A 1,722-nucleotide genomic window follows, 5' to 3' on the forward strand; every position below is an offset into this window, starting at 1 on the left:
TTCACGGGCAATGTGTCATTAGACAAAAGACTGCGAGTTTCGAGCGGGATTGACCCTCACCTCGGGGGAGGCGGGATAGCCGTTGTGGACACAATCGGCATATCTTGCAAAGCAAGGTTTATACTCCAAATCAGGCGTGAGCAACCGGGGTATCTCAGTCAGTTCGACCTCGGTCGAAAATGTCATAATGTCAAAAGTTCATAGTGTCAGCTCAAGCGTCATATTTTGCGATAGCAACCGTGTGACTTTTTCTTTACGAATCCTCGACCGCCGTCTCTAAGAAATCTTTTGACCGAGGATTCCGAGATTCCGAGTTGCAGAGCTTCCCGGACAGCTTCTGCCGTGGTGAACGAATCCCTGAGGTTTCCGAGTAACTCGGTAAACCGGTTGTCGAGGATACCGGTTTCAATCTCCGGTGCAATCCGGCTCTCCATGTTTCTGAAATATTCGGTGAGCCTGATGGCGAGTTCGGCAGTTCCCGGTTCAATTTTATCCATGCCCGATTCTCCACAGATGCAGTGCATAATCTGTATGATCAGGCAGAAGCGGACGAGATAGGTTTCCAGTTTGCCGCACAACGCCCTGACAGCATCCGAATCCGTTTCAGCATAAGCCTTGTTATTGACCTCGTCTTTCCATTGAATTACGCGGAGCTTTGCCTCTTGGGAAAACAGTAGCTCTATTGAGGTCGCTTTTCCCTCTTGGTCTGTTGAAGGAGTGACTGTTACCACCTTTCGGATAATTCGCCCCCATTCTTCAAGAACGCTGTCAGGCATGGCGGTGTCGTTCCACGACGGCATCTTGTCAATTTCGGGATAGACTTTCAGGAATCGGGATGAAAAGCCGTTCATCATTCGCTTGCCGCCGAACTGTTCGCCCAAACGCCCAGGCTGCGTAGAGCCGATAATCGAACAGTAGGGATTGGAGAGGAAAATATGCTCGTTGCTTGACTTTCGGCTGTACTTGAAAGGCGTGCCGCTGAACAGACTGAGAAAGTAGCCCTCGTCCGAACCATTATAGCGGTTGAAATTGGAAAGAAGGCTGTCTATCTCATCTTTGTAAATCAGCACTCCGCGCGGATTGTCGCGCAAAGCTCCGATAAGAGCCTCTACGGTGGAATCAACCACTACATGACATTTTCGCTGAGGCATCTTCATTGCTTCAGGTAGAGAATGTTTCTCACGCTGCTTTGCCGACATGCGTTCCCATTGACGGTAGGTTTCCATCTCCTTGCAATAGATCATGTCATACTCTCCATCGAGTTTGAGCAGAGGTGCGACCGCCTGTTGCAATGGAGGTGTCTTGCCGCAGCTCGGCGAACCTACAAGCACCATGTAGATTATCGGTCGGCTTATCCATCCGGTCATGAAGCGGACTGACCAAGTGTTGCCCATAGCAGCCGCGAATACTGTAAGGAATGAAGCCGCTGTGAAATCGACATTATAGTTCTCGTATTCTTCAAGAGCCTCGATTATGTCTCGGATTGCTTTCGGAAATATCTCCAGAGGGAAAGAAATTACGGCAGTTTTACCGGAATCGCTGGTAAAGGCAATGCTATCCTCCTCGATCAATCCACATCCGGCTTCCAACGGAAAGCGTGGATGGTTGTAATAGCCATTCGCTTTCATGATGCTCAGATATTGATGTTACGTTGTCCGAGGGCTTTGCGTACCTCATATTCCGGGTACATAATCTTGTTGCCGGTCTTGACAGGTTTGAGGA

1 protein-coding gene is annotated in these 1,722 nt (G+C 49.4%); it reads right to left on the reverse strand.

Annotated elements, in window-relative coordinates; all coding sequences use genetic code 11:
- Positions 1-218: 218 nt before the first annotated feature.
- Positions 219-1,628, reverse strand: a complete 1,410-nt coding sequence (locus C5O24_RS13140) for a DUF3987 domain-containing protein (RefSeq protein ID WP_107035599.1) — start codon at positions 1,626-1,628, stop codon at positions 219-221.
- Positions 1,629-1,722: the final 94 nt, after the last annotated feature.

Source organism: Paramuribaculum intestinale, assembly GCF_003024925.1.
Taxonomy (GTDB): Bacteria; Bacteroidota; Bacteroidia; order Bacteroidales; family Muribaculaceae; genus Paramuribaculum; species Paramuribaculum intestinale.

Excerpts from the sequence above, each read along its gene's own strand:
- C5O24_RS13140 (WP_107035599.1), bottom strand. The coding sequence starts at position 1,628 with ATGAAAGCGAATGGCTATTACAACCATCCACGCTTTCCGTTGGAAGCC.